The organism is Massilia sp. BSC265 (genome assembly GCF_000740675.1).
Taxonomy (GTDB): Bacteria; Pseudomonadota; Gammaproteobacteria; order Burkholderiales; family Burkholderiaceae_D; genus Telluria.
Window position 1 is genome coordinate 69,910 of sequence record NZ_JPXI01000022.1, and the last position, 24,566, is coordinate 94,475.

Here is a 24,566-nt window from a genome sequence, read left to right on the forward strand (position 1 = left end):
CGCCCACGCGGTGATAGGCAAGGGCTCCGCTTTCGAGCGGGATGGTCTCGCTGCCAACTATCACCGCGTGGACGGGGAACCCGCCCACCCTACGAAACCCATACGGATATCAAATGGAACGTCGTAAATTCCTCCAGATCGGCGCCGGCACCGCGGGCGCCATGCTCATCCCCGTCTTCGGCAATGCCATCGCCGCCGATGAGCTCATGAACGCCATGCCGGCCAGCGCCAAGAAGCTTCTGGCCGACACCGCGCTGAACGCGGCCACCAAGGCCGGCGCGTCCTATTGCGACGTGCGCATCGGCCGCTACCTGAACCAGTTCATCATCACGCGCGACCTGAACGTCGAGAACATCAGCAACACCGAGTCGACCGGCGTCGGCGTGCGCGTGATCGCCAACGGCGCCTACGGCTTCGCCTCGACCAACAACCTGACCCCGGACGGCATCGCCAACGCCGCGCGCCAGGCGGTCGCCATCGCCAAGGCCAACGCCAAGCTGCAGACCGAGCCGGTGCGCCTGGCCCCCGTGAAGGGCGTCGGCGAAGTGGCCTGGGCCACCCCGGTCAAGAAAGACTGGCGCGCCATCCCGGTCAAGGACAAGGCCGATATGCTGATCGCCGCCAACAAGGCGGGCCTGGCTGCCGGCGCGAGCTTCATGACCGCGTCGCTGTTCCAGATCAACCAGCAGAAATACTTCGCCTCCACCGACGGCTCCTACATCGACCAGGACGTGCACCGCCTGTGGGCGCCGATCAATGCCACCGCCGTCGACAAGGCCAGCGGCAAGTTCCGTTCGCGCGCGGGCCTGAGCTCGCCGGTGAGCATGGGTTACGAATACTTCGACGCCAAGGCCAGCGACAAGGTGCAGGCCGCCGGCGGCGTGACCACGCTGTACACCAATTCCTACGACATCATCGAAGATGCCAAGCTGGCGGGCAAGCAGGCGCGCGAAAAGCTGAGCGCCAAGTCGGTCGAGCCGGGCAAGTACGATCTGGTGCTGTCGCCCGAGCACCTGTTCCTCACCATCCACGAGAACGTCGGACACCCGACGGAACTGGACCGCGTGCTCGGCTACGAAGCCAACTATGCCGGCACCAGTTTCGTGGGCCTGGACAAGTGGGAATCGAAGAAATTCAAGTACGGTTCCGAGCGCGTGAATTTCGTGGCCGACCGCACCACTCCTGGTTCGCTCGGCCTGATCGGCTACGACGACGAAGGCGTGCCCGCCAAGAAGTGGGACATCATCCGCAACGGTATCCTGGTCAACTACCAGGCCACGCGCGACCAGGCCCACATCATCGGCGAGAAGGAATCGCACGGCTGCTCCTACGCCGACAGCTGGAGCACCATCCAGTTCCAGCGCATGCCGAACATCTCGCTGGAGCCGGGCAAGGCGCGCCTGACCCCGGACCAGATGGTCGCGGACGTCAAGAAGGGCATCTACATCCTCGGCCGCGGCTCCTACTCGATCGACCAGCAGCGCTACAACTCCCAGTTCGGCGGCACGCTGTTCTACGAGATCAAGAACGGCAAGATCACCGGCCAACTGGAAGACGTGGCCTACCAGACCAATACCCAGGAATTCTGGAACGCCTGCTCGGCCATCTGCGACGAGCGCGACTGGCGCATGGGCGGCTCGTTCTTCGACGGCAAGGGGCAGCCGAGCCAGGTGAGCGCCGTCTCGCACGGCTCTTCTACCAGCCGCTTCAATGGCATCAACGTCATCAACACCGCACGCAAGATCGGTTGAGGAGGGGACAATATGAAACAACTGAACCAGGAAGAAGCAAAACGCATCGCCGACCGCGTGATCGGTTTTTCGAAAGCCGACGAGTGCAGCGTCTCGATCGAAGGCAACCGTACCGGTAACATCCGCTTCGCGCGCAACAGCGTGTCGACGGCTGGCCTGACCGAAGACACCCAGCTGGCCGTGCGCGTCGCCTTCGGCAAGCGCGTCGGCACCGCCGTCGTCAACGAGTTCGACGACAGGTCGCTGGAAAAGGCCGTGCGCCGCGCCGAGGAACTGGCGCGCCTGGCGCCGGAAAACCCGGAGTTCGTGCCGGCCGTCGGCAAGCAGGAATACCTGGCCACCAAGACCTTCGTGCCGAGCACGGCCGCCATCGATCCGGCCTACCGCGCCGAAGTGGCCGCCGCCTCGATCGGCCAGGCGCGCGCCAAGAAACTGGTCACCGCCGGCTTCTTCACCGACAGCACCCGTTTCGCCTGCATCGCCAACTCGAAGGGCGTGTTCGGCTTCCAGGAATTCACCGATCTCTCCTTCACTTGCACCGCACGCACCGAAGACGGCCGCGGTTCGGGCTGGGTGACCCGCTCGGCGGTCGATGCGCGCCGCTTCAACGCGCGTGAAGCGGCCGAGATCGCGATCGACAAGGCGCTGCGCTCGGTCGATGCGAAAGCGCTGGAGCCTGGCCGCTACACCGTGATCCTGGAACCGGCGGCAACCTCGGAAATCCTCGGCAACATGTTCAGCTCTTTTGGTGCGCGCGCCGCGGACGAAGGCCGCAGCTTCCTGGCCAAGAAGGGCGGCGGCAATCGCCTGGGCGAGAAGCTGTTCGACGAGCAGGTGAACATCTGGGCCGACCCGTGGAATCCGGACGTGCCGGTCGCTCCATGGGACAACCAGACCATGCTGGCCCGCAAGCGCACCGACCTGATCAAGAACGGCCGCGTCGCGTCGCTGGGCTACTCGCCGTTCTGGGCGCAGAAGACCGGCAACCAGGCCACCGCAGGCCATGGCAACATGATCATGGCCGGCGGCACCAAGTCGCTGGACGAGCTGGTGGCCGACACCAAGAAGGGCATCGTGGTCACCCGCACCTGGTACATCCGCATGGTGGACCCGCAGTCGCTCCTGATTACCGGCCTGACCCGCGACGGCACCTTCTACGTCGAGAACGGCAAGATCAAGCACCCGGTGAAGAACTTCCGCTTCAACGAGAGCCCGGTCACCATCCTCAACAACATCGACGAGCTGGGCAAGCCCGAGATCATCGGTGGCGACGAGGTGCCGTTCCAGATGGTGCTGCCGCCGATGAAGGTCCGCGACTTCAACTTTACCTCGCTGTCCGACGCGGTCTGAGTTTCAAGCAATGGCATCCTACGATTTCTACTTCACCCGCCTGAGCTACGAATCGGGCGACTGGGACGTGGATATCCGTATGCCCAGCAACGTGCTGAACTCGCTCGTCGAGTACACCACGTTGCGGGTGGATCCGACCGAGCGCATCGTCGCCCTGTCGGATCCGAAAATGCTGCAGGCGCCTTTCTGCTACTTCGCGGGGCACAAGCTGGTGCAGTTCACCCCGGCGGAACGGCGCAACCTCGAGAAATACGTGCGTGGCGGCGGCTTCGTCTTCGTGGACGACTGCAACCACGACATCGACGGCTTGTTCGCCAAGTCCTTCGAGGCCGAAATGGTCAAGATCTTCGGCGCCTCCGCACTGAAGAAGATCCCGAATACGCACCCGCTGTATTCCTGCTTCTTCAAGTTCGACGGGCCGCCGACCACCGGCGGGGAACTCAATGGCTGGGGCGACGACCTGGTGCACGAGTACCTGAAGGCGATCGAGTTCGGCGGGCGCATCCGCCTGCTGTACTCGAACAAGGACTACGGATGCGAGTGGGACTACGACTTCCGCAACAAGCGGTTCCTCGCGGTCGACAACACCCGCTTCGCGGTCAATATCATTCAATATGCGTTGGGAGCGTAAGTGGTGGCTGAACGTGATGCGGTAGCGTGGAGTGAACAGGAAATCGCCGGACTGGTGGAGAAAATCGGCGCGCTAAAGAGCAGCATGGCGCGCGTGATCATCGGGCAGGAAGAGGTGGTCGACCTGCTCGTGACCTGCCTGCTGGCGGGCGGCCATGCGCTGGTCGAGGGCGTGCCGGGCCTCGGCAAGACCCTCTTGGTGAAGTCGCTGGCCCAGGCCACCGACATGGAATTCCGCCGCGTGCAGTTCACGCCGGACCTGATGCCCTCGGATATCGTCGGCACCGAGATCCTGGAAGAAGACGCCGCCACGCGCCAGCGCGTGTTCCGCTTCCAGCAGGGCCCCGTGTTCACCCAGGTGCTGCTGGCGGACGAGATCAACCGCGCGCCACCCAAGACCCAGTCGGCATTGCTCGAAGCCATGCAGGAGCGGGCCGTCACCTTTGCCGGCACCACCCACAAGCTGCCGCGCCCGTTCTTCGTGCTGGCGACGCAAAACCCGATCGAACAGGCCGGCACCTATCCGCTGCCGGAAGCCCAGCTCGACCGCTTCCTGCTGCGCATCGACGTGGTCTATCCGACCGAGGACGAAGAGGTGCTGATGGTCTCGCGCACCACCCACGCGGGCCTGGACGACGCCGAACCGGCGATGACGGTCGAGACGCTGCTGCGCCTGCAGCAGCTGGTACGCGATATCGAGATCGGCGAACACCTGCTGCGCTACGCCACCCGCCTGGTGCGCGCCACCCGCCCGGATTTGACGACGGTGGCGGCGGTGAAGCAGCACATCGGCTGGGGCGCCGGTCCGCGCGCCGGCCAGGCACTGGTGCTGGCCTCGAAAGCCCGCGCCCTGATGCAGGGCCGCCTGGCCGTTACGCGCGACGACATCCAGGCCATGCTGCTGCCGGTGCTGGCGCACCGCGTGCTGCGCAACTTCGAGGCGGAGGCCGACGGCATCGCCATCGCCGACATCCTGCAATCCCTGCGTAACGAGATCCGGGTCGATTAATCTTGTCGCTGGCGAAGACCGCGCTGATCGCGCACACGCAGAAGCTCGACCTCGTGATCCGCCATGTGCTGGCGGGGCTCGGCCATGGCATCCACGCCGGGCGCGAGCGCGGGGCGGGCGTCGAATTCTCGGAATACCGGGCCTATGCGCCCGGGGACGAGTGGCGCCGCGTCGACTGGAAGCTGCTGGCGCGCGCCGACCGCTATTTTGTGCGCGAGGCGGAGCGCGACAGCCACGTGGCCGTATGGCTGGTGCTGGACGCCAGCGCCTCGATGCTCGAGCCCAGCCGGCTGGTAGCCGGCGTCGACAAGCTCGCCTATGCGCGCACGCTGCTCGGCTGCGTGGCGGCCATTGCCCAGCGCCAGGGCGACGCCTTCGGGCTGGTGGTCCTGAACGGCGGGAGGGTAGCATTCACACCGGCGATGCGCGGGCCGCGCCAGCTGCAGCGGGTGCTGCTGCAGCTCAGCCGCGTGCAGGCGGAGGGTGACCTGCCGGATGCCGACACCCTGCGCGCCAGCCTGCACTTTGCCCAATCCCCCAGCGTCATCTTTGCGGCCAGCGACCTGCTCGACTGGCCGTCGCCGCTGTCCCAGGCCTTGATCCGCCTGCGCGGCATGCGCCACGACGTGCGCGTGCTGTGCCTGCAGACGCAGGCGGAAGTCGATGCCAGTTTTTCCGCAAATGTGGCTTACCGCGACCCGGAGCAGGGGGAGGGTGTGTACCGCTTCGGCAAGGACCTGCAGGAAGGCTACCGCCAGAACCGCGAAGCACACTTCGCCGCCGTCACCGCGGCCTGCCGCAAGAGCGATATCCCGATCGTGTCCGCGCGTATCGAGCAGCCGCCGGGCGAAGTCCTGCGCCGGATGTTGTGTCCAACATCCCTACGCCGCCCCGGGAGCCGCTCATGAACCAGTTATGGTGGTTCGCATTACCGATTCTGCTGCTGCCAATCTGGTGGCACCGCCGCAAACGCGAACAGCACAAGGCCGAGCTGCTGGCCACGAGCCGCTTCCTGCCGCGCGCCGAGCCGCGCCAGACGCGTGAATGGCGCTGGAACGATCTCATCCTGCTGCTGGTGCGTTGCCTGATGCTGGCCACAGCCATCGCCTGGCTGGCCGACCCGGTCATGCCCTGGCGTGGCGATACGGTGATCGTCGCCACCGGTACCGACCCGACATGGGCAGATGCGCAGGCAGCGCAGGCCGGGCTGGCGAAGGCCGACCGGCTCACCATGCCGGCCGCGCAGACGATCGGCTGGCTGCGCGCCCACCAGCGCGAGTGGCGTCCGGAGGCCCGCCTGCTGGTGCTGGGCGACGTGCCGATGCCGGCGCTGGTGCCGGAGTTCGGCCGCCGGATCGAATTGCGCACCCTGGCGCGCCAGCCGGGAAAGGCCGAGCGCCGCGTCTACATTGCCAGCGAGCGCCCGGAACAATGGCGCCGCGTGTTCACGCTGGAGGGCATTGCCATCGACGAGGCGCCGGGGGCGAACACCACCCTGGTCGTCTGGGACCGCAAGGAGGCGCCGCCGGCATCGCTGCGCGCGCCGCTGTGGCTCGTCGCCGATATCGCCGCCTTCCCGGAACTGGGCAAGGCGTCGCAGGTGGGCGGCCTGCGCTACGCGGACAGCGCGCGCGGCCGTTTGTGGCATTCGGAAGCCTGGCCGCCGACGACGGCGGATGCCGCGCGTACCTTGCTGGACAACTGGCAGCGCCTGCATGCCGGCCCCCCGAGCCATACCGCACCTTCGCGCATCTTCGAGGCATCGGGCGCCGCCCGTGCGCCGGAGCCGAGCGGCGCGCTGCGCGACATGCTGATGGCCGCGTTGGTGGCACTGTTCGTACTTGAAAGGATACTCACGCATGCAAGACGGCGCTGAGATCATCCAACGCGTCTGGCGCGCCGCCCAGTTGCGCCGGCTGCCCTTGTGGGTTGCCGGGGCCTTGCCCTGGCTGGCCATCCGCTCGGCTCCCGGCCTGATCGCCTGGACCATGTGGTGCGCCTGGGACTGGGCCATCCTGCGCCGCCGCGTGGGTGCCGAATGGACCTCCTGGCTCGACGGCGCCGTGCCAGAGATGGAAGACAGCAGCGCGCTGCTCGAGCACGCGCCGACGCCGGTCGCCCAGCTGCAGCGCCGCCGCATCCTCGACCGCCTCGATGCCAGCGTGAGCGGCCAGCAGCTGCGCCGGATCGCGCGCGGCCGCGTGACGGCCGGGGTGCCCTGGTTGTTGGGCAGCGTGGTAGCCGCAGCCGCCGTCTGGTTCGCCACATCCGCTCCCCAGCAGGGTGGCAGCGCCGCACCCGGCAAGCTCCCGGCGGCGATCGCGGCACCGGTCATGAGCCAGCTGGTGGTGCGCGCCGCGCCGCCGGCCTATACCGGCGTCGCGCCGATCGAATCGGCGCCGAAGGACATGCAGGTGCCGGAGCAGACCCTCATGAGCTGGTGCCTGAAGAACCCGTCGGCTGCGGAAGAAGCCATTGAACTCAGCAACGGCGAGCTGCTCAAGCCGGGCAAGGAATGTGCGCGCTGGACTGCCTCCGAATCCGTGTTCTGGCGCTGGCGCGGCAAGCGCTACACGGTCAAGGTCATTCCCGACCAGCCGCCGGAAATCACGATCACCGCGCCAACGCAGATGGTGCAAGAACTATCCGAAACAGCCACCAGCGCCGCCATGGGTGTGAAGGTGCGTGACGACTACCTCATCAAGCGCGCCACCCTGCACATGACGCTGGCGCGCGGCAGCGGCGAGAACATCCGCTTCACCGACCGCGAGATGCCGCTGCCGGCCTCCCCCGACCCGAAGCAGCGCAACTGGTCCAAGCACTGGTCGCTGGCGGAGCTGGGCATGGAGCCGGGCGACGAGCTCTACTTCTTCGTGCGTGCCACCGACAACGCGGCACGTCCGCATACCGTGCAGTCGCCGACCTACACGCTGCGCCTGCCGGCGCCGCTGGAGGAAGCGGAAGAAGAGAGCGCCGCGATGCCGATGCTGGTCAAGCCGCAGAGCCTGCGCAGCCAGCGCCAGATCATCATCGATACCGAACAGCTGATCGCCGACATGCGCAGCACCAGGATCGGCAAGGACGAGGTGGTCGAGCGCAGCCAGAAGATCGCCAGCGACCAGGGCGCGCTGCGCCGCCGTTACGGCCAGTTCCTGGGCGAGGAATCCTCGCTGTTTACGGACGGCGAAGGCGAGGGCGAGCATCACGAGGGTGACGGCCACGACCATGGCGGCGGGGAAGGCAGCACTCAGGACATTCTGCACGAGTACGGCCACGCCCACGACGAAGCCGAGAACGCCACGCTGTACGACGAAGACACCAAGAAGGTGCTGCGCCGCGCGCTGGCGGCGATGTGGGACGCCGAGAAGGCCCTGCGCGCCATCACGCCGAAGGTGGCCCTGGCGCCCGAGCACAAGGCGCTCGAGGTGATCAAGGAACTGCAGCAGGCCGAACGCATCTACCTGCACAAGACCGCCTTCGTGCCGCCGCCGATCAAGGAAGAAAAGCGCATGACCGGCGACATGGACGGTACCGCCAGTTACCGCCGCGAGCAGGGCGGCGCCGACAAGCGCGTGCCGCAAGACCTCGGCCAGCTCGTACAGGCCCTGTCCGGCGACGGTCCGCTGCCGGCCCTGTGGACCCGCGCCGCCCGCGACTGGGTGCGCAGCCGCCTGCAGGACGACGACCAGCGCCTGTCGGCCCAGAAGGCGATCCAGGACGTGGCTGACGGCTGTGTAGCCTGCCGCCCGGTGCTGCGCGCCTGGCTGCGCCAGGGAGCAGGGCAGGGGCAAGTGCTGCTGCAGGCCAGGCCCACGGTCGAGACGCCCTTCGTGCGTGCGTGGCGCGAAGGGGCCAAGCCATGAGCGAAATAATGATGAGCACATTGATGAGCACAAGCGTCATGCTCGCCCTGATCGGCCTTGCCGGCCTCGCCAGCGCGGGCCTGTACGCCTGGCGCCGCAAGTTCATCGACGCCGTGCTGGTGCTGGTCGCCGCGGCCGCGCTCGGCCTGTTTGCAGCCGGCATTCGCCTGCCGGGCGATGCTGGCCAGACGCTGACGCTCGATCCGGACGCACCGGCACCAATGCTGGAGGGTGTACGCGCCTTCGCCGTCAAGGGTGACGGCCTGCGCGCCGCGCAGTGGAACGACCTGCCCGCGCTGCCGCTGCAGTGGCAGCGCCCGGAAGGCGGCACCCTGCGCCTGCACTACCCGCGCCAGCTTGCGCTCGGCCGCACTTTCACCCTGCGCGTACAGCGCGACGATAAAACGGACGCGCGCCTGCAGCTGCTGGCCGAGAACGGCCAGGTGATCGCGGATGCCCGCGGCACGGGCGACCTGGTCGTCAACTGGTTGCCCCCGCTGGCCGAGCGCGTCGTGTTCAAGGCGCGCCTGCTGGATGCTGCCGGCAAAATGGTAGCCGAGGGACCGGTGCCGCTGACCATTGTCGAACCGAACATCCTGCAGGTGCAAGGCCGCTTCGGCGCGCCGTCCTTCGACCTGCGCACCCTGAACGAACTGCTGGCCGGCAGTGGCGCGCTGCTCGACTGGCAGGTAGTGCTCGGTCGCGGCATTACGCGCACCGAGCTGCCTTTGGAAGAAATGAAGGCGCCGAACCTCCTGCTGATCGACGCCGCCTGGTTCGAGCGCGCCAGCGGTGCCGAGCGTTCCGCGCTGCTGGGCCGCGTGGCCGGCGGCGTGCCGCTGCTGGTGCTGGGCGCGAATGCCAACGATCCCGGCATCTGGTCGCGCACGCTGGGACTGCGGCTGCAGGCGCAGCCGGCGGACAAGAGGATCGGCACGCCGTTCGAGTTGCCGGTCGCACCGCTGAACCCTGCCGCGCGTGAAGCAGGCGAGTGGACCGGCTCGGACAACATGGTGTGGACCCGCAACTGGCAGAAAGGCCGCATCGCCTGGCTGGGCGCCGGCGAATGGCACCGCCACGCAATCACCGAACCGCAGGCGCTGGCCTCGTGGTGGCAGGGCGTGCTGGACCGCGTGGGGGTGGAACTGCCCAGGGACGTGGAATGGCTGGAGCCGGAAGAATTGCCGCTGCCGGGCCAGCGCATGGAGCTGTGCGCGCGTGGCGTCAAGGGTGAGGTATCGTTCCCCGACCTTCGACTGACGCGCAGTTGGTCGCCGCGGACCGATGCCGCCTGCGTGGCGGTGTGGCCGGAGCAGCCGGGCTGGCTGCAAGTGAAGGATGCGAAGGCGGGCACGCACGCGGTCTACGTCTACGCCCCCGGCGACTGGCCGCAATGGCAGGCGGCGCAGCGCCGTGAGGCCACCGGCCGTTATGCGGCCCGTACCCCGGTCAAGGCACGGGAAGGGGCCGCACGCGCCTTCCCGGCCTGGCCGTTCGCGCTCGCCTTTGCCCTGGGGATGCTGCTGCTGTGGTGGCGCGAACGCCGTTAGGGCCGGTCTGGCGGCTGCCTGTCGAAGCCCACTGACCTGCCTGCTAGCGCAGCAGCTCCTGGACGGTCGAATCGGGAACGTAGTGAGGGCCGTCGAAGAGATAGGTTTTGTAGCCGGTGTAATGCCGCAGCTGCCCGGCTATCTCCTCTGCTGTCGCTGCGCGAAAACCGCTTCCCGGACCGGGACGGAAGGCCTCGACGATGATGCGGACACGTTGCTTGCCTAGGCGTTTGGCCAGCACGTCGGCATAGTGCCGCGCAGTGTGCGCGTCGCGTGCATGGACGCCGACGCCGTCCTGGAAGAACACGCCAACGTCGGAAGGCAGCCATTGCGCAAGCTTCGCCGCAAGTTCCTCCGGTCCCAGATTGGCGCTGTCGTAGGCGCTGACCCACAAAGGACGGGGCAGCGAATCGAGCACTGCCTTGAGCTTGCCACCGTCGGCCCAGGTCGGATCGATCTCGACGGGGAAATACCACCCGGAGATGTTCAGCGGCATCGGGATGCGGGCCAGTCGCGCCGACGCCCGGCCAAGCTCGGCGACGTCGGCACGCGCCCTCGCTTCATCGAAGCGCCCTGCGAGCCCGACGATCACCTCGCGCGCCCACGGTTCGGAAGCAATCCTTTTCCAGTCAGGCAGCACCGGTGCTGCCGGCAGTCCGCTTCCGGCGACAAAGCTCGTGTCATCGACCACCGTCCACTGGATCAGCAGTTCGCTCGCTCCAAGCAGCTGCCAGCTCCCGCGCGGGTCGACCGTCGCGTTATCGACTTGCCACACGATGCCGCTGACGGCAGGTCGATCCGCTGGCGGCGGCGATGCGCAGCCGGTGAGCCATGCCGCAAGGAGCAGGCCGGCTGCAAGGCGCAGCTTGTTCATGTTAATACTGGGTCGAGAGCGCGAAAACGGTACCGGCCACGCGGCGGTCCCCCGCGGCATGTGCCCGGTACTGGACAAGAACATCGATGTAAGAGCGCGGTGCGGCATATCGGTCTCCCCTGAACCAGTAACGCATGCGGACGCCGGGCCCAAGGGCGGCCGAATGTTTCTTTGCAGCGTCAGAATTGTAATCGGCAGCAAGACTCAGGTGCGGCGTGACGAGGAGCGCGGGAGAGATGTTGCTGAACCGGAAAGTGTGTCCGAGCTGGGTCTCGCTGGACAGATAATTCCGGCCTGCCTCGAGATAGCGCCCCGCCTCGATGTAAAACTGTCCGGTGAACCAAAGGGTGCGCGAGGGCGCGATGTCGGTTCCGGTACCTGCCGAGTAGGCGCCCTGGACCAGCCAGTCGCTTGTCGATGCAGAACCGAGCGCCACCAGCTTGTTGAGGGAAAAGAGCAGGTTGTGCGCCGACCACGGCTTCCAGCGGACGCCAAGCATGCCCTGCACGCTGGCCGCGCCTTTCGGCGCACCTGCTTCGGCAGCCACGGTGTCGAACAGGCGGCCGTAGAGTTCGACCATCTCGCCATTGCGATAACCGAACGGACGCCACCACGTCTCGACTCCCAGCTGCGTATTGTCGTTGCGTACCTGTCCCGGGCTGCCGATCGTTCCGCGCGTATCGCTTGCGCCGTAGCGAAGGCTGGCCTGGGTTCCCCATCGGCGCCCCAGCTCGGCAATGGCTCTTTGCATGCCGAAGCGCTGCTCCGCCGTGGCGGGGAGGCTGCCTGCGTCCTGTGCGTCGAGCACGCGCGAGAAATAGCGGATTGCCGCAAGATCCTGGCCGCTATGTACGGCGGCATAAGCTGCATCCGCCAGGGCAGCCCCTCCCATCTGACCCAGGTCATCCGCCTGCTGGAAGTATCGGGTCGCAAGCGCGCTGTCGTTGACGCGCAAACTCAGGTATGCCCGTTCCAGGGCGGTGATCGACTGCATGCTGGTCGGCTCGCCTTCCAGCATGACGCGTGCCTCCATGCCGCGACCGGTTTCGATCAGCGCGGTCAGGGTGTGCGCGGTCGGGAGCTTGCCTGTAGTCAAGGCCTGGTTGAAATCCCGCCTTGCCTGCTCCGCACGGCCGAGTTGGAGATTGAGCTCCGCACGGGCATACAGCAGCGAGGCATCGTCTTCCACTTCGCGCAGCAATGCGTCCGCCAGCGCCAGGGCTTCATGCTGGCGTTTCGCGGCGCTCAAGCCCTGCAGTAGCAGGCGCCGGAAGGGAATGCTGTCGGGCGACAGGGATACGGCTTCCCGGGCCCGCTCGACCGCCAATGCAAAATTGCCCTGCGCATAGGCCGCGTAGGCTTCCTCCGCCGCCCTGTACGCAGGACTGGCGCCGCTTGTCGCCGGCACGAGGCGGCAGGCTTCCATCTCGCAGCGCAGCTCTGGCAGGCGCCCCGAAGGCAGGGTGCCCGCATGTTGCGGGGCCCGCGCCAGGCCGGCATCGGCGGCGGCAAGCCCGATCGCCGCACGTTCATCGTCATCGGCGGCGGACGAGATGGCTCTCGCGAACCCATCAGCGGCCTGCTTCTCCTCGCCGCGCGCCATGTCGGCCCATGCGGCCAGTGCCAGGAGCGCCGGCGACGTCGGGTGCGCAGCTTGTGCCGCGCTGGCCGCTTCTTCGAAGCGGCCGACCGAAACAAGGGTGTGCACAAGGATGGTCCGCGTTACCAGCGAGGCGGGATCGAACCGGATGCTCGCGCGCGCTGCCTGAATCGCACCGGCATGATCCTTTGCCTGCAAAGCCAGGTACATGCGTTGCCGCCATGTCAGGGCCAGGGTCTGCTTGGCCCGCAGTGCCGCCGCATGTACTCCCGGATCCCGCGGGAAGCGCGCCAGCGCGGCGGCGAGCGTTTCCTGAAGCGCTTGCTCGGCACCGCTGCCGGCCACGGCATCGATCAAGAGCTGGGCGTAGCGCGGATTCGCGGGGTCGGCGGCGACTGCTCGCCGCGCCGCGGCCGCTGCAGCCGGATAGTCGCGCAGCGCGTAAGCGCGGTAGGCCTCGTCGGCATGGCGAAAGCCCCGTGCGCTCGGCCTGGCGCCCGAGACCTTGCCGGCCTGTGCCGCCCTGCCGGCGCGAACACTGTCATTCAAGAGCTTGCGCAATCGCGGCAGGTCGGGCCGCAGCCTGACCGCTTCGCGTGCAAGTTCTTCAGCCGCTTTGTAATTACCCGCCGCATATTGCTTATAAGCTTGTTCAGCGATCGTGTAGGCGGGCCCCGTCAAAGGGAGTTCGCTTTGCGCCACGGCGGGCGTTGCGGCGGACAGGGCGAACAGCACGGGAATCAGGATGGTCGTTTTCAATGTCATGGTCAGGCTGCCATCGGCACGGCCGGCGCCTCGGCCGTCGTGACGATGTGTGCAAGGGCATTGTCATCATTGGCGCGGATTTTTGCACGCTCGCTGTGGGCCCGCTGTTCCGCCAGCGCTTTTTCGATGATTTCCTGGCTGATCATTCCTCTGTCTACCATGTAGTCGCCGATGCGGCCGTGCTGCGCTGGTCGATAGTTCAGTAAGGCCGACTCGAACCGCGCCCGCTCGATGTGCCCCTGGGCAATGAGGATGTCGCCCAGCAGCGGCACGGTGCCGTGGCTGACCTCGAGGCTGTGGCCGTCGCCGCGCAGCAGGCGCAGGCCTTCTGCAATTTCGCCTTCGCGCACGATCTGCTGCAGCGGCTTCTTGCCGAGCACCGTAGCGACCCGTTCGAGCGCAGAATCGTCAAGCGGACTGGCCACTGCCAGCAATGCCTGGCCGCCTTCGTCCTCGCCGATGTACAGCGCCCTGAGTTGCATCGCCAGCTCGAGCGGTATCGCATGCCGAAGCCGCAGTACGCTGTGCCTGTCGAGCGTGGCACGCGGGAGATCCGCCTGGTAGGCGATGGCCTCGGCAAGCGTTTCGTCGTCGAGCCAGCCTTTGGAAACCAGCAGGCGGCCGAGCGGCAGGCGGTTGCTTTGCTGGTCCTTCAGGGCAATCTCCAGATGCGTCTCGTCGACCGCCTGCCATGACTGGAGGAGCTCGCCCAGCCGTTGATGGTTGCGCTTGAGCTGATCTGTGGTGGGGAAGTCGTGCATGGTCTTGTCCCAGGCCAGGCGCTGGCCGCGGAACAGGTAAAGCAGAAAAAGCTTCCATGCGCGTGCAACCGCCATGAAGTTGACGAAGTTGGCCACGATCATCCGCGGCACGGAGAGGAGGCCATGCCGCCATCCATAAAGCTGGTTCACGAAATAGATGCGATGCAAGGCGCGTACCACGAACGCACCGGCGTTGAGATACAGGATCGAATCCCACCACGTTTCGGACAAGAACATCGACGGGTAGTGGTTCGACCACCAGCCGAACTCGGCGGCTACCTGGAAGCAGATGAACTGAATGAACAGGAAATAGGCGAGCATGCTGACGAAGGCCGTCACGATGCCTTTGCGGTCGTGCAGCAGCAGGTAGCGCGAGGCAAGCGAACCCGACCAGGCAATCTGCTCCCAGCTCTGCAGCCCGATACCAAGGACCCAGCGTGCTTTCTGCCGGTAGGCGGTGCGGAACGTATCGGGGAAATACTCGCGCACCGACAAAGGCATTTCCAGCAATAATTGCTCTTCTTTGCGCGTGCCGAACCAATGGCGGCGGGTCACCTTGTACTGGACAGGGAACTTGGCGAAGATCGACTGCATCCCCATGCGCGAAAGCTTGGTCCCGATATCATAGTCTTCGGTCAGGCTGCTGGTGTTGAATGGCTGGTTGTCCGTTTCCGAGCACAAGGCCTGGAGGGCCCGCCGCGAAAAGCAGGTTCCCACGCCGGCCGAGGGGACCATGCCGGCAACGCTCTCCCGCACCACCATGTCCTTGGCGTGGCTCTCCGCGAATTCATCCATGTAGGTGCCGGCGACGAGTTCGTACCATTCCCGCTCGAGCGAAGCGACCGGCAGTTGGATCATGTCCTTGCGCGGCAGCAGGTAGTTGAAAAAGCGCAGCTCCAGGGGATGGAGTACGTCTTCGCTGTCGTGCAGGATGACACCGGCAAACTCGGTGCCGGTCTCGCGTTCATGGAGAAAAATCGCCTGTACGACCCAGTTCAGGCAATCGGCCTTGCAGGTGGGACCGGGATGCGGCACTTCGACCCGCTTGAGCTGCTTGTAGCGGCGCCGCATGCGCTCGACTTCCTTGATCGTTGCGGCATCGTTGACGTAGGTGCCGACGAAGACGACATAGTTCCGGTAATCCAGCACAGCCACCATGTTCTCGATCATGGCTGCGATCACGTCGTACTCCAACCACGCCGGCACCATGATGGCCAGCGGCTGCTCGCCCTTTGCGCACAGGTCGGCCGACGTCAGCGGGCGGTAATTTTTTTTCTCGACCGCCAGGCGCCGGTAGATGGTCCGCACCCAGTACCATGCGTCGATGAAGATATCATCCAGCGCCGAGAGCAGGATCACGATCGCGACGAGCGCGGCCATGAGTTCCAGCGCCGCGTAATAATCGGCCGCAAGGTAGTCGAGCGCGAAATCCATGCCTCAATGTTCCGTATTGCCTGATGCCTTGCGGCGGGCCCGGCTGGCCGCAACGAGCAGTCCGATAAACCCGATGACGAGCAGGATGGCGGCCCCAGTCCATAACTCGCGCGTGCTCAGCAGCTCGGCGGTTTCGTCGATGATGTCCTGGCCATCGGGGTTGTCGCTGTTGATCTCGAGGACCACGCCATTGGCCGCCACGGCCGCGATGTCGGTACGGCCAAGCTGGAAGGGCTTCTCGATGACCGGGGTACGGGCAGCGATGGAATGGAAAACCACGCCGTTTTGCCCTGCCGTGCGCGCCACTTCCAGCAAGGCCACACCGTTCAGGCCCGTGATGTCGAGCAGGGGACGGTCGGCGCTGGCCAGGACGAGGCGCGTGTCCTCGACCCGGACCTTGGCGTGCTCCTGCTTGACCGCTACGTCGAAGGCGAGGAAGGCAGCGCTGGGCTGCAAGGCATTTCCTTTCGCTACAACCTGGAATCGGGCGTGCGAAGGCATGACGCCGACGCTTTCGGCCACACGGATGAGGGTCGGCAGGGATGCACCTGGCGCGTCGAGGTAGTGCGCCGGTACCGCGACCTCGGCGCCGGCGATGAACTGCGGATGCATTCCCGAGAAACTCGCCTCGGGGTCCGCTTTTTTCAAGACGATGTGACTCGAGGGCAGTACATTGACAGGATAGGCTTCGGGCGTCTCCTTGCACTGGTCGCTGAACATCTGGCGCACGAAGCTCACCCGGAGCGTGTTGCTGGGCGCCAGGGCGTAGCGCGGAATGCCGGCGATGATTCTTTGCCGTTTTCCATCGGTCGACAGCTGCGCCGACGCCAGCAGTACGCCGTTGAGCATGACCGAAGCAATCGGCGGCGTGCGGCCGGGGCTGGGCGTGGCTGCCAGGTCGAACACCAGTTCGGCCGGACGCTTGCCACCCGACGCGACCTGGGCAAGGCTGAAGTTCACTGCCCATTCACCGCGGGCAAGCACGTCGAAACTGCCCAGGTTCGCGCCGAGCGCAGCGAAGGTCATCTTCTCCCGCTCGCCACTGATGTCGTTGACCACCGAAACGATGCCGCTCGCCGTATGGCCCAGCCGGCGCCAGAAATCGCCGAACAGGGCTGCGGCCTTTTCGCCGGCATCGGGGGCGATCGCAATCACTGGCTTGCCGAGCAAGTAGTCGAGACGGACTTCCTTCGGCTGCATCGCGCGTTCGTTCGCCTGCAAGGCTGTCTTTTTCCAGTCCATGAATGCCGCCAGCAGCTCGGGATTGCCTGTCCGGCCAAGTTCCTCGGCGAGGGCGTCGAAGCCGCCGCGGATGGCGTTCAACAGCGCGGGGTCGGCAACGACGAGATCCGCCGCATACGGGCCGCGCTGGCCGAGCGCCAGCAGGGCGCCGACCTCGGCCTGGCTGCCCAGCTTGCGCGTGCCGCCCGAGGCGATTGCCGCGAAGGCGGGAACCGACATCAGCGAGGCGGGCACGGATACCTGGCCCAGATCGATCGACTGGCCCACTGCCGGTAGCGTCACGATGCGAACCCGGCGATTCGCGCGTTCGAGCGCCACGCCGATGCGCCACGCGCTGTCGTAGCTGCCCGGGGAGATTCCTTTGCCGGCCACCAGCAGCACCGGGGCGCCGGGCAGGGCGCCCCAGGCGGTCTTCACGTCCTTCACGGCCTTGCTGTCGAAACGGTAAGAGAAGAATGTGGCCGGCTCGATACGCAGGATGTTTCCAGGCGTACGCGTATCGGCGCAGGCTGACTCGGCCGCAACAGCCGTCGTCCATTTCAGGCCGAGGCGCAGGAAGCCGCTTTCGCGCGGCCCCGCGTCCACCCCGATGACGCTGCCCGCATCACCCTTGTCCTCGACGGCTGTCCGCGACGAAACCGGATAGCCATCGATCGACACCACCATCGACGTGCGTCCGCCGTCGGAGCGCATGTAATTGGCGGCCAGCTTGATGGTGCCGTCGGCGATGGGCACGCCGGCAGGCACCGGCAGATACAAGTCGCGCTGATTGTCCGGCGAACCGAGCACGACAGGACCGGCCAGACCCAGGTCTTTCAGCGTGATCTCGCGCCGGATCCATGGATCGCCGGCGAGATTGCGGAAGAAGCCTGCCGCAGTGTCGCCCTGCGTCATTGCTTGTGCTTGCGCTTGCGCCGACGCTGGCGGCAGGGTGAAGGCCGCGACAGCGATCAGGCAAGCAAGGGTTGTGGCGATTCGTGGAGCGTGTATGGTGTTGCGAAGGTTCTCGAGCATTGGCATGGTAAACATCGCCGGCGTCCCGCGGGGCGCCGGCCTTATGTGGAAACGATTCAGGCAGCGGCCAGGGCGGGGGCAGGCAGCGGGAGGTCGACGCTCAACTCATCGACTTCGCGGCCAAGGATGGCGTCCACGATGCGCGACGGCGCCGTACCGACGAGCTTGACGGTGCCGGCGGCCAGGGCCTCCGGCCTCTCGGTCACGTCGACGGTGTTGCCCGCGAAGGTGCGGGCCGTCAGCGTGTTGAGCGTCTGGCTGGGCGTCATCAGCCCGAGGTCGTAGTCGGACTTGATTGCGAATAAATCGCGCACCTGTTCCAGCACCTGCCGAAGCTGGCCGGTGGCGCAGACAACACTTTGCACCCCCGGTTCCTGCGACCGGCGCTGGACCAAGGGAGCCATTTGCATCGCTTCAGGCCGGGTACCAAACACGCTGAGTATTTTCATATGCCATTCGATGGAGAAGTGGACGATCACACCGTTCGATCCTGAACGAACGCAGTTCCTGCCAATCGCCAGACGGCATCAGGAAAAAAGTTTGCTATCTTCGGAAAAATCCAGCCAGCAAGGACGGTGTAGGATTCATCCTACATTATAGTAAAAAAGTATCGCTGGTTTAGGTGACGTCATTAATTTTGTCAATTATTGCGTGTTTCGTTGTGGAAAACTGACGTTAAGTTTCGAAATTTATATTGCACATAACGTCGTATAGTAGGCAATTTGACACGATGATTTTGAGAAATAGATTTTGAACTGCAACTGGACAGGCGCATCAATTGAATGGCTGGCGCCAGGAGAGTTGCCGCTGCCGGGCCAACGCAGGAAACCGTGTACATGCGGGTGAGGGTGGTATGTGCTTTCCCGGCCTGGCCGCTTGCGCTCGCCTTCACGCTGGCGATGCTGCTGCTCTGGTGACGCGAGCGCCGCCAAGAGAATCGCTCCCTTACGAACGGAGCACAGGCGCTGCCGGCGTACCGGATATCCGGGCTGGCGACATGGCTGTGCTGCGAGCGCGTGCGGGGAAATCCTGGCTGGGTCCTCGTGGCTGGAACGGCCGCATTACGCCTGGAGCACGTAGGTCCCGGGGGCATCGATACCAGGAACGGTTGGCGGTGGCGCGCGCCTGCCGCCCGCATGGCTTGCCAGCCATGCTTGCCAGGCTGGCCACCAGCTTCCCTCGTGCGTCGGCGTCTGTTCCTGCCAGCTGTCCGGGTCGAGGTAGGGGGCGTCGTGCGCACGACTTGCGACCTGGTAGGTACGCCCCGGCGTTCCCGGCGGGGATACGACGCCGGCGTTGTGTCCGCCCGAGGTGAGCAGGAAGCTCACTTCGGTGTCGGTCAGATGAACGATCTTGTACACGGAGCGCCACGGCGCGACGTGATCGGTCAAGGTGCCAACGGCGAACACGGGGACGCGGATGTCGTTCAGCGACACCGGGCGTCCATCGACGATATAGCGCATGCTGGCCAGACTATTGTTCAGAAACAGCTTACGCAAGTATTCCGAATGCATGCGATACGGCATGCGCGTGGTATCGGCGTTCCACGAGGCCAGGTCATTGTGGCGGTCAGGAATGTCGAGCAGGTAGTGGCGCTGCCGGCGCGACCAGATCAGGTCGTTCGAGCGGAGCAGCTGGAACGCGCCGGCCATCTGGTGGGTGTCGAGGTAACCCTGTTGCCACATGGTGGCCTCGAGAAAGCTGACCTGGCTTTCGTCGATGAACAGGGAGAGTTCGCCGGGTTCGGTAAAGTCGACCTGCGCGGCGAGCATGGTCATGCTGGCCAGGCGCTCGTCGCCATGGCGTGCCATCGCCGCGGCCGCGATGGCCAGCAGGGTCCCGCCCAGGCAATAGCCGCAGGCGCTGACCCTGGTGGTTTCTTCGCCGTCGACGATGGCATCGATGGCAGCCATGACACCAAGGCGGCGGTAGTCTTCCAGCGACAGGTCGCGGTCCTCCGCTTGTGGATTTTTCCAGGAGATCATGTAGACCGTGTGGCCATGGTTCACCAGGTAGCGCACCAGGGAATTTTCGGGCGACAGGTCCAGGATGTAGTACTTCATGATCCAGGCCGGCACGATCAGCACCGGAACCTCGTGGACCGTCGGTGTCGCCGCGTCGTAGCGGAGCAGCTCCATCAGCGGGTTGGACAGCACCACTTTGCCCGGTGTGACCGCCACGTCTTTTCCAGGCCTGAAGCTGACTGGTGCCGGCGCGCGCGACAGCATCCGGCGCGCATCGTCGGCGGCGCGCATGGCACCGTTGAGCAGGCTGCGGCCACCGCTGTCGAAGGCGATCCGCTGCGCGACCGGGTTAGAAGCCAGGAAATTGGAGGGTGCAAGGCTATCGAGCATCTGCCGGGCCACGAAAGAGACCACGTCCGTGTGATGCTGCGACACGCCGCGTACCCCGGTGGTAGCCCGGTGCCACCACTGCTGGGTCAGCAGGAATCCCTGGCTGATCTGACGGTACGGCCAGGCATGCCATTCCGGACCGTTGAAACGCTTGTCCTGGGCCAGGGGCTGCACAGGGTAGGCGCCGCAATGCAGCCAGCGCTGCCAGCTCACGGCCGCCTGCGTCCCCAGTTCGAGCAGCTTGTTGGGCGAGAGCAGCAGATGGGATGCCCAATCCTGCCAGGCCCCTGCAAGCGCAGCTGGGGAAATGTTGCCCGTCAAGCGGCCAAGCCATGCATTCAGATGAAGGTCGATCTCGGCCTGCTCGATATGCGATTCGGGATAGGCGTGCCGCGTCCCCCCTTGCCAGCTGCTGCCCTCCCGCGCCCGCTCGCTGAGCGGCACGGTCTGGTCCGCCGCCAGTGTGGACCTGGACAGGTCGTTGCCGCTCTCGGTTTCAGTGCCTTGCATTGTGTACTTTCAGGACGTCGTGCTGGTGAGTAGGGCGAGCCTTATTAGATATGGCGCGCGCCGCGCTTGTTTTTGACCTAAGTCAAAAATGCATCAGATTTCGACGCCGTGAGCCTGAAGTTGGCTAACACCCCGTCTCATCCTTCATGAATCGCGCTAGCATTCGACGCATGAGCAGGACCGGCAAGCACACTTCCGACGACGAAGGAAGTCCGTGCGGAATTCCGGTTCCCGATCGAAGCAGCCCGACAGGAGAACAGCGTGCCCGATGCAATTACCCCTCGGTCCGATCAGGCTGACTGGCATACCTTGTCCATCGAGACTGTCTACGAGGCCTTGCACAGTTCACCGGCGGGACTCAGCCAGCAGCAGGCGCAGGCGCAGTTCGCGCGGCACGGGCCGAACCGCCTGCCCGCAACGGCGCGGCGCAGCGCACTCCTCAGCTTCATCCTGCAGTTCCATAACATCCTGATCTACGTCCTGCTGGGCTGCGTCGTGGTCACGGCGGCCCTGGGCCACTGGATCGATGCCGGCGTCATCCTGGCAGTGGTGCTGGCCAATGCAGTGATCGGTTTCATTCAAGAAGGCAAGGCCGAGAGGGAAATGGACGCCATTCGCGGGATGCTTGCGCCCCATGCCAATGTCGTTCGCGAAGGCGAGCGCATTTGTATTGAGGGAGCACAACTGGTGCCCGGCGATATCGTGCTTCTCGAAGCGGGCGACAAGGTTCCCGCCGACCTGCGCCTGGTCAGCGCCCACGGCCTGTCGGTGCAGGAAGCGATACTGACCGGCGAGTCGGTCCCGGTCGACAAGAACGTCAGGCCGGTCGCTTCCGACGCTCCCCTGGGAGACCGTACCTGCATGGTCTTTTCCGGCACGCTGGTCACGGGCGGCCAGGCCAGGGGCGTGGTGGTGGCGACGGGCACCGGCACGCAGATCGGGCGGATCAGCGGCCTGCTGTCGACGGTGGAGACCCTGACGACGCCGCTGGTGACGCAGATGGCGGTGTTCGCCCGGTGGCTCACCATATTCATCCTCATCATCGCGGCACTGTTGCTGCTGTACGGCTACCTGACCCCGCATCGTGACTTCGGCGAGCTGTTCATGGCAGTAGTGGGGCTGTCGGTGGCCGCCATCCCCGAGGGTCTTCCAGCGGTACTGACAATCACACTGGCTTCCGGGGTGCGGGCGATGGCCCGCCGCAATGCCATCGTGCGGCGCCTGCCTGCCATCGAGACGCTGGGATCGGTTTCCGTCATCTGCACCGACAAGACCGGCACGCTCACCCGCAACGAGATGATGGTCGCCTCGGTGATCACTGGGGAGCACCTGTTCTCGCTTGAAGGAACCGGCTATGAGCCGGCCGGTGCGCTGCGCCTGGCCGATCGTGCGGTGGCGCCGTCGGAGCACGCAATACTGCACGAACTTGCCCGTACCGCGGCCCTGTGCAACGACGCCTCGCTGCAATGCAGGGACGGCGTCTGGCAGGTACAAGGAGATCCGATGGAAGGGGCCCTGCTGGCTTTCGCGGGCAAGATGGGGATCGATGCGCGCACCGAGCACGCGTCGTGGACGCGTACCGATGTCATCCCTTTCGACGCCAGGCATCGTTTCATGGCCACGCTCAATCACCACCGCGACGGGCGCGGACACGTTTTCGTCAAGGGCGCACCGGAGCGCATCCTCGCGATGTGCCGGTACCAGCGCGCCGCGGATGGATCGGCGGCGGCGCTCGAGCCTGCCTACTGGAGCGCACGGGCGGAAGCCGTCGCAGCGCTGGGCCAGCGCGTGCTGGCCTTCGCGGTCCAGCAGGTGGACGCGCACCATGCGGTACTCGATCACGAGGGCGTGGACGGTTCGCTGACGCTGCTGGGCATGGTCGGCATGATCGATCCGCCCCGTGCGGAGGCGATCGCCGCGGTGGCCGAATGCCGGCAGGCGGGCATTCGGGTCAAGATGATCACCGGCGACCATGCCAGCACGGCGGCAGCAATCGGCAGGCAGATCGGCCTGGAAAATCCGGATACCGTGCTCACCGGGTCCGACCTGGACGGCATCGACGACCTGCGGCTGCGCCAGGCCGCCCGCGACTGCGACATCTTCGCCCGCACCAGTCCCGAACACAAGCTGCGCCTGGTCATGGCCTTGCAGGCGAACGGGCTGACCGTGGCGATGACTGGCGACGGCGTCAACGACGCCCCCGCCCTCAAGCGCGCCGATGCCGGCATCGCCATGGGACAGAAGGGCAGCGAAGCAGCCAAGGAAGCGGCGGTACTCGTGCTGGCGGACGACAATTTCGCTTCCATCGCCGCCGCGGTGCGCGAGGGACGTACCGTCTACGACAACATCAAGAAGCTGATCAGCTGGACGCTGCCGACCAATGCCGGCGAGGCGATGACCATTATCGTGGCGCTGCTGTTCGGGATGACCCTGCCGGTGACGCCAGTGCAGATTCTATGGATCAACCTGATCACGGCGGTCACCCTGGGGCTGGCCCTGGCATTCGAGCCGACCGAGGACGGCAGCATGCGTCGTCCACCGCGGCCGCGCCACGAAGCGCTGCTCAGCGGCGGTCTGGTCTGGCATATCGTCCTGGTATCCGTGCTGTTCCTGTGCGGCGTGTATGGAATCTATTTCTATGCAACCGAGCGCGGCTATCCAGTCGAGCTGGCGCGCACCATGGCATTGAACACCCTGGTTGTCATGGAAATATTCCACCTGTTCTTCATCCGGAATATCTATGGGACCTCGCTCAACTGGAAGGCGGTGCGCGGCACCAGGGTCGTGTGGACGGTCGTGACCGTGGTCACCGCCGCGCAGTTCGCCATCACCTACCTGCCGCCCATGCAATCCGTCTTCGGCACGGTAGCGGTCGGCTTGTGGGATGGCGTGCTCATCGTTGGTACGGGCGTGGCCCTGTTCGCCGTCATCGAGACCGAAAAACAGATCCGCCTGCGCATGCAGGCCTTTCAGCGGGAGACAGGGCAAGCCCCCGGGGAACACCACCGATACGGGACACAGCAATCGGCACCCCAGGCGCCGCCGACCGGAGGCAAGATATGACGCAAGCAGGAAGCTTACAAGGAAAAAAAGGGTTGATCGTCGGCATTGCGAACGAACAGAGCATTGCCTGGGGCTGTGCGCGGGCCATGCGCGATGCCGGCGCCGAGCTGGCCGTCACCTGGTTCAACGACAAGGCGCGCGCCTACGTGGAACCGCTGGCGCGCCGGCTCGACGCCGACATCGCGATGGCGCTGGACGTCGAGCAGCCCGGCGCCATCGAAGCCGTTTTCGAAGCCATCGCCTCCCGCTGGGGACGGCTCGACTTCGTGCTGCACTCGATCGCGTTCGCGCCCCGGTCCGACCTGCACGGACGGGTCGCCGACTGTTCGCGCGAAGGATTCGCGCGCGCGATGGACATCTCCTGCCATTCGTTCGCGCGCATGGCGCGGCTGGCCGAACCCTTGATGAGCGAAGGCGGCAGCCTGATGACGATGAGCTATATCGGCGCCGAGGAAGTGATTCCCGACTATGGCGTGATGGGGCCGGTGAAGGCCGCGCTGGAAGCAAGCGTACGCTACCTGGCCTGCGAGCTGGGGCCGCGCGGCATTCGCGTCAACGCCATTTCGCCTGGACCCCTGGCCACGCGTGCGGCGTCGGGCATCCCGAACTTCGAGGCACTGTTGGCGCAAACCGCCCGGCGCGCGCCCTTGCGCCGCCTGGTCGACATCGCCGAGGTGGGAGCGCTGTGCGCATTCCTTGCCGGCGACGGCGCCAAGGCCATTACCGGCAACACCTTGTACGTGGATGCCGGGTATCACATCCTTGGCTAGCGCATGTCGAACGCCACGCCACCACA

16 protein-coding genes are annotated in these 24,566 nt (G+C 65.7%); 10 read left to right on the forward strand and 6 right to left on the reverse strand.

Annotation, left to right across the window (positions count from 1 at the left end; all coding sequences use genetic code 11):
• Positions 1 to 113 precede the first annotated feature (113 nt).
• Genes MA09_RS03745 through MA09_RS03780 form a run of 8 tightly spaced genes read left to right on the forward strand, consistent with a single transcriptional unit; the run spans position 114 to position 10,153 of the window.
• Positions 114 to 1,751 (forward strand): TldD/PmbA family protein, encoded by a 1,638-nt coding sequence (locus MA09_RS03745; RefSeq protein ID WP_036245592.1) that lies wholly within the window; start codon positions 114 to 116, stop codon positions 1,749 to 1,751.
• A 12-nt stretch (positions 1,752 to 1,763) separates the two neighbouring features.
• Positions 1,764 to 3,101, forward strand: coding sequence for a TldD/PmbA family protein (locus tag MA09_RS03750; protein WP_036245593.1), 1,338 nt, complete (start codon positions 1,764 to 1,766; stop codon positions 3,099 to 3,101).
• Between the two features lie 10 nt (positions 3,102 to 3,111).
• Positions 3,112 to 3,732 (forward strand): DUF4159 domain-containing protein, encoded by a 621-nt coding sequence (locus tag MA09_RS03755; protein ID WP_036245594.1) that lies wholly within the window; start codon positions 3,112 to 3,114, stop codon positions 3,730 to 3,732.
• 3 nt (positions 3,733 to 3,735) lie between these two features.
• A complete protein-coding gene (locus MA09_RS03760; RefSeq protein ID WP_036245648.1) occupies positions 3,736 to 4,740 on the forward strand; it encodes a MoxR family ATPase in 1,005 nt (334 codons plus the stop codon).
• 2 nt (positions 4,741 to 4,742) lie between these two features.
• Positions 4,743 to 5,648, forward strand: a complete 906-nt coding sequence (locus MA09_RS03765) for a DUF58 domain-containing protein (RefSeq protein ID WP_036245595.1) — start codon at positions 4,743 to 4,745, stop codon at positions 5,646 to 5,648.
• The gene (locus tag MA09_RS03770) at positions 5,645 to 6,616 is read left to right on the forward strand and encodes a BatA domain-containing protein (RefSeq protein ID WP_036245596.1); all 972 of its coding nucleotides are present in this window, start codon (positions 5,645 to 5,647) and stop codon (positions 6,614 to 6,616) included. Before MA09_RS03765 ends, MA09_RS03770 begins: the two co-directional genes overlap by 4 nt.
• Positions 6,600 to 8,603: a DUF4175 family protein gene (locus tag MA09_RS03775; protein WP_036245597.1), complete on the forward strand. Its 2,004-nt coding sequence runs from the start codon at positions 6,600 to 6,602 to the stop codon at positions 8,601 to 8,603. Before MA09_RS03770 ends, MA09_RS03775 begins: the two co-directional genes overlap by 17 nt.
• Positions 8,604 to 8,626: 23 nt before the next feature.
• The gene (locus MA09_RS03780; RefSeq protein ID WP_036245598.1) at positions 8,627 to 10,153 is read left to right on the forward strand and encodes a hypothetical protein; all 1,527 of its coding nucleotides are present in this window, start codon (positions 8,627 to 8,629) and stop codon (positions 10,151 to 10,153) included.
• 43 nt (positions 10,154 to 10,196) lie between these two features.
• Here the strand turns inward: MA09_RS03780 and MA09_RS03785 are convergent, their stop codons facing one another.
• The 6 genes from MA09_RS03785 to MA09_RS03810 all read right to left on the reverse strand — a co-directional run bounded on the left by MA09_RS03785 (position 10,197) and on the right by MA09_RS03810 (position 20,707).
• Positions 10,197 to 11,027 (reverse strand): hypothetical protein, encoded by an 831-nt coding sequence (locus tag MA09_RS03785; RefSeq protein WP_036245599.1) that lies wholly within the window; start codon positions 11,025 to 11,027, stop codon positions 10,197 to 10,199.
• A gap of 1 nt (position 11,028) precedes the next feature.
• Positions 11,029 to 13,392 carry a hypothetical protein gene (locus MA09_RS03790; RefSeq protein ID WP_036245600.1) on the reverse strand — a complete coding sequence of 788 codons (2,364 nt, stop codon included), beginning with the start codon at positions 13,390 to 13,392 and terminating at the stop codon, positions 11,029 to 11,031.
• Between the two features lie 2 nt (positions 13,393 to 13,394).
• A complete protein-coding gene (locus MA09_RS03795) occupies positions 13,395 to 15,587 on the reverse strand; it encodes a glycosyl transferase family protein (RefSeq protein ID WP_081897408.1) in 2,193 nt (730 codons plus the stop codon).
• A gap of 3 nt (positions 15,588 to 15,590) precedes the next feature.
• Positions 15,591 to 17,849, reverse strand: a complete 2,259-nt coding sequence (locus tag MA09_RS03800) for a hypothetical protein (RefSeq protein WP_152594549.1) — start codon at positions 17,847 to 17,849, stop codon at positions 15,591 to 15,593.
• 50 nt (positions 17,850 to 17,899) lie between these two features.
• Positions 17,900 to 18,208, reverse strand: coding sequence for a hypothetical protein (locus MA09_RS03805; protein WP_152594550.1), 309 nt, complete (start codon positions 18,206 to 18,208; stop codon positions 17,900 to 17,902).
• A gap of 696 nt (positions 18,209 to 18,904) precedes the next feature.
• Positions 18,905 to 20,707 carry an alpha/beta hydrolase gene (locus MA09_RS03810; protein ID WP_081897409.1) on the reverse strand — a complete coding sequence of 601 codons (1,803 nt, stop codon included), beginning with the start codon at positions 20,705 to 20,707 and terminating at the stop codon, positions 18,905 to 18,907.
• Positions 20,708 to 21,016: 309 nt separating this feature from the next.
• Between MA09_RS03810 and MA09_RS03815 the strand changes: the two genes are divergently transcribed.
• Together MA09_RS03815 and fabI are read left to right on the forward strand one after the other, a co-directional pair.
• Entirely contained in the window at positions 21,017 to 23,770 is a 2,754-nt protein-coding gene (locus MA09_RS03815) for a cation-transporting P-type ATPase (RefSeq protein ID WP_229440540.1), read from the forward strand.
• Positions 23,767 to 24,540 (forward strand): enoyl-ACP reductase FabI, encoded by a 774-nt coding sequence (gene fabI / locus MA09_RS03820; protein WP_036245602.1) that lies wholly within the window; start codon positions 23,767 to 23,769, stop codon positions 24,538 to 24,540. The genes MA09_RS03815 and fabI overlap by 4 nt, the downstream gene beginning before the upstream one ends.
• The last annotated feature ends 26 nt before the right edge of the window (positions 24,541 to 24,566 follow it).